Annotated in this window: 5 protein-coding genes; 1 reads left to right on the top strand and 4 read right to left on the bottom strand. The window is 46.3% G+C overall.

Annotated elements, in window-relative coordinates; translation table 11 throughout:
• The 4 genes from J0895_RS03410 to J0895_RS03425 form a co-directional block, all read right to left on the bottom strand.
• The coding region (locus J0895_RS03410) for a hypothetical protein (protein ID WP_207086727.1) at nt 1-253 on the bottom strand (253 nt) is incomplete at its 3' end.
• Nucleotides 254-570: 317 nt separating this feature from the next.
• The gene (locus J0895_RS03415; RefSeq protein ID WP_207086728.1) at nt 571-1962 is read right to left on the bottom strand and encodes a sensor histidine kinase; all 1392 of its coding nucleotides are present in this window, start codon (nt 1960-1962) and stop codon (nt 571-573) included.
• On the bottom strand, nt 1937-2626 hold the full coding sequence (locus tag J0895_RS03420; RefSeq protein WP_207086729.1) for a response regulator transcription factor: 690 nt from the start codon (nt 2624-2626) through the stop codon (nt 1937-1939). Before J0895_RS03420 ends, J0895_RS03415 begins: the two co-directional genes overlap by 26 nt.
• Nucleotides 2627-3271: 645 nt before the next feature.
• Nucleotides 3272-3973, bottom strand: a complete 702-nt coding sequence (locus tag J0895_RS03425) for a uracil-DNA glycosylase (RefSeq protein ID WP_207086730.1) — start codon at nt 3971-3973, stop codon at nt 3272-3274.
• Between the two features lie 278 nt (nt 3974-4251).
• Between J0895_RS03425 and J0895_RS03430 the strand changes: the two genes are divergently transcribed.
• Nucleotides 4252-4598 (top strand): phosphoribosyltransferase family protein (locus J0895_RS03430; protein WP_277989775.1); only part of this gene is annotated, 347 nt, incomplete at its 3' end.

Raw genomic sequence — 4598 nt, forward strand, 5'->3', positions numbered from 1 at the left:
CATTTTCGCCATCTCCTTGAGGACTGGTAGAACCGGGCGGAGTTTGAGTCGTTCCCCCTGCTGCACCTGGATTGGGAGTTGTGGAAGCTGGGGCTGTGGGAGCACCACCCTCTTCTCCACCATCTTGAGTGGTAGAAGCTGGGGGAGTTTGTTCTCCTTCCTTCTGACCACCGGACTGAGCGCCTGTGGAACAGGCCGCCACGGTTGTCGCTAGGCCAAGACTGAGAAATAGTGCAACAGCTTTAGATTTCATAGCCAATTTGTGAGCGTGATTATTGCGGGTCAGAAGTGATCTTATAGCAGTTCGGTGGACTTGTGGGGTACAGATATTTATAGGAGTGCGAGCATCTTGCTCGCTTGGGAGAATAGCGAGCAAGATGCTCGCACTCCAAAATCCTCAAAGAATGTACGCGAATAAGCGTGGGAAAGGCTATAACGTAATTGTAGGAAATAAATAGTAAAAATCTGGGAAAGAAAAGAAACCGGGTTTCTGCGATAACTTTTGGCGGAAAACCGAGATTTAATTAAGAAACCCGGTTTCTAGGCGCCGCGCCGGTTTCTAGCTGTGACTCACGGGAGAGGTATTTTTACCTGAAAGCAGCTTCCTTGACCGAGTTGGCTATGTACGATGATGTCACCGCCATGAGTCTGGGCGATGGTTTTGGCGATCGCCAGTCCTAGTCCCGATCCCCCTTGATGTTGACTTCTGGCTTGGTCAGCCCGCCAAAAGCGATCGAAGATATGGGGCAATTGCTCGGGAGCAATACCAATGCCGGTGTCTTCAACGCGAATTAGGGCATGGGTACGGCGGCGCTGCAATGAAACGGTGACGCTACCTCCAGATGGGGTGTATTGCAGGGCATTGGTTAATAAATTAGTCAATAAGCGAGATAGTTGAAAGGCGTCTGCATAAACCTCTAAGTTAGGGATAAGTTGAGATTGCAGGGAAATATTAGTTTCCCTGGCCCGATCGCTATATAAATCTACCAAGTCTTCTAATATTTCATCTAGGGCAATTTGTCGCCATGCAGCGAGATCGGGGGCTTGGCGATCCATGCGAGCCAACAGTAGCAAATCATCCACCAGTTGACTCATTTGGACCGATGCCGAGGCGATCGCCTTCAGCTTTTCTACATCAGCAGGATGAACTCGTTCTGGGTGACTTTGCATGACCGCGATCGATGCCCGAATTGCGGTCAACGGGCCGCGCAATTCATGGGAAGCATCCGATGTAAACTGTTTCAGTTGCTCAAAACTTTGCAAAATTGGCTTGAGTGACTCGCGAGTCAGCCAAAAGCCGCCCATTGTCACCAGTCCAGAAACAATTGCCACCCCGGCGATTAGCCCTTGCCGAAACCGCCGCAAGTCAGCGTTTAACAAATTCGTTGATTCGGTAGCTCGCACATACCCTAATAATTGCGATCGCCCAGATTTCGCCGTCGAATAAACCGGCAAAATAAAGCTGCGGAGACTTTTTGATTTTTGGGAAATTAATTGCCCTTTTGGGGAGATGGTATTTGGCAAACTTTCTGAGGGAAAAAGGCGACCTTCTCGCACTATCAAGGTTTTTTTACTATCAAACCATTCGACCGCTTGCCGTTGTGGTGTCAGTGGATTATACACAAAAGTCGGCATTGAATCGGCTTGATATTTCCCCATCAGTTGAAATAAGCTAATGGGGACAAAACTGCCATCAGCATTCCGAGGAATATATCCTTTGTATTTGTCTTCTGTCGTTAATTCTTGGTATTCATGTTGAATAATTTCTAATGTGCTGGCAGATGTACCAGCCATTTGATGCACAGAAGCATTTAATTGTTGATGGCGATCTCGGACAACCAGAGCATAAACCGCAGTAGAAAACACCCCTAAAATCGTGGCAATTACCAATAAATACGACAGCAGCAACCGAGTTTGTAATCTGCTAAATTGCCGATTAGAGATTTGCTGAGAGATTGGCATTGAGTCGATATCCCAAACCATAAACAGTTTCAATAAAATTTGCGGGAGCCCCAGCCGCCTTTAGCTTTTGTCGCAAACTGCGTAAATGCACTTTGATGGTTTCTTCTCCAGGCATATCTTCAAAAGCCCAGACTCGTTCTAAAATTACACTGCGACTGAGAACGCGACTGCCATTGCGTAAAAACAACTCTAACAAAGCGTATTCTTTCCGGGTGAGAGTTAAGGGGTTATCCTTGTACATCACCTGACATTCATTGGGATTTAGCGTTAATTTTTCCCACTCCAAAATCGGCAAAAATTTCAACGTCTCCCGGCGAAAAAGCGCCCGAATTCTCGCTAATAATTCTGGCAAATCAAACGGCTTCACCACATAATCATCCGCCCCCACATCTAAGCCTAACACTTTATCGCTGCTAGTATCTCTGGCAGTCAGCATCAAAATCGGGGTTTTATTTCCTGCTTTCCGTAACTGCCGACAAAGGGAAATCCCATCGAGTTTGGGCAACATTAGATCCAGAATGATTAAATCAAAACTGTCAGTTTCTGCAAAACTCAAACCTAATTCACCATCATTGGCGATTTCTACTACATAGCGGCGATCTCTTAAGGCTTCGGCGATCGCCCCCGAAATCCGCCGATCATCTTCAATTAACAGGATTTTCATAAGCGACGAAACTTAGTGGCTTTTACCATTATCACTGAAGAATAAACTGCTACTATAGTCAGTCTTGCAGCAGCTTGACAATTTGACCATGAGTGGGAACATCTGATCTCCCTTGATTCCGATTTATCAAATTCATTTAGACTCCCTATATTAATCATAGCATATAAGGGAGTGATTTTCATGCATTTCGACGCTAAATAAAAGATTAGAATGCGAAATTTATTGTCTTCCTCACACCCCACTATCAGTTAAATCTCAGTTTCTAAACTGTACAATATCGCTCCTAATCCTGAAAAGAAACCCCGTTTCTTATACAAGTCCAAATTTCTATAGCAGCTCCTTTATCAGTTGTGGAATGCCCTCACCCCCAGCCCCCTTCGACCCGAAGGGGGCTGGGGGTGAGGATGAGTCCACCGAACCGCTATATAGCGAGTCTTGCAGCAGTTTGTTATAGAGATAGCGAACCAGATGTGATGCTCCGACGGCAGGCTATGCCGCACAGCGCAGAACAAGCGCAGGCTTTACACAAGACCCCGGTGATCAGCTTTGGTCTTGTTGTGCGTTATTGAAGAGGGTGCGCGGTGCACTTAAATCTGCCTCGCTTTCTCTATAACAAACTGCTGCAAGACTGGCTATAATAAATGACTATTTCAGTCCGAGTTCTGCTAATTTGGCACTCACGGTTTGGACATCTTGCCACATCAACCATTTAGGTGAACCTTTTTCTCGGGACGGATTGCGGAGTAGATAGGCGGGATGAAAGATGGGCATATAGAGTTTTCCTTCCCATTCAAACCATTGACCCCGAATTTTAGTAATCCCTCGTTTTTCTTTGAGTAATCCTTTAACTGCCGTTGCTCCCGTTAATAAAATAATGGCGGGATTGACTAGACGAATTTGTTCTAAAAGATAGGGTTTACAGGCTGCCATTTCTTCTGGAGTGGGGGTGCGATTTCCGGGGGGTCGGCATTTATTGATATTGCAGATATAAACGTCTTTTTCGGTGGAAAGTTTGACGGAGGCAAGGATTTTTTCTAATAATTCTCCACTTTTGCCGACAAAGGGTAATCCAGTTTCATCTTCGGTTTGACCCGGTGCTTCTCCAATAATCATAATCGGTGCTTGGGGATTTCCTCTGCCAATAACAGCATGGGTACGATTCGCGCCTAATCCGCATCGGTGGCATTGGTTACAGGGGATGGACAGTTCATCAACGCTGGTATAAGTACCGGGAGGAATGGGAATATCGGCACGGGTTGGAATTAGTTCGGGATTAAAGGATGGGGGGTCAGGGGGTGCATCAAAAGGGGTGATATCAAACAGATTAAGTTGGCTTTCGTCGGTCATTTTGTATCCTGATTTTTGTTTATTTAAAATTATAGACGGGTTACAAGAGACTTAAATGTCTTGGCAAATTCGAGATTGATTTCTCGGTTTTGTCGGTTTTAGAATTGAAGCCCGAGGGGTAAATTATGTGAGCGGTTTAAATGGTTTAAATCCAGGTTTAAGCGGGTTCAGGCTAATTTTAGGCTAACAGAAAAGGGGATAAAGTGACATAAGACGCATCAGGGTCAGAAAAAATCAGCCATCATATAGGCAACTGAAGTGCTATGTGGCTGGAGGGGATGATGATACCTGCCCCATTATTTCGCGATCGCGCTGATGCCGGAGAAAAACTGGCTGATGCGGTGATTCGACAACTGACTGAAATCGATTCAGACTTGAAGCGGATTAAACCGATTGTGTATGCGTTGCCGCGAGGGGGATTGCCGATCGCCGCACCCCTGGCGCAGCGTTTGGGTTGTCCCTTGGATATTATTGTGGCTAAAAAAATTACGCGCCCAGAGAACCCAGAACTGGCCCTGGGTGCGGTAACGGCGGATGGAGAGGTTCTCTGGGGGAGAAAGCGTTTGTTGCGACATCACGTCCGCCAAATGGCTCAACAGGAGGCTCAAGCGAAAGCTCAAGGGCA

Source organism: Phormidium pseudopriestleyi FRX01 (genome assembly GCF_017313335.1).
GTDB classification, from domain to species: Bacteria; Cyanobacteriota; Cyanobacteriia; order Cyanobacteriales; family Laspinemataceae; genus Laspinema; species Laspinema pseudopriestleyi.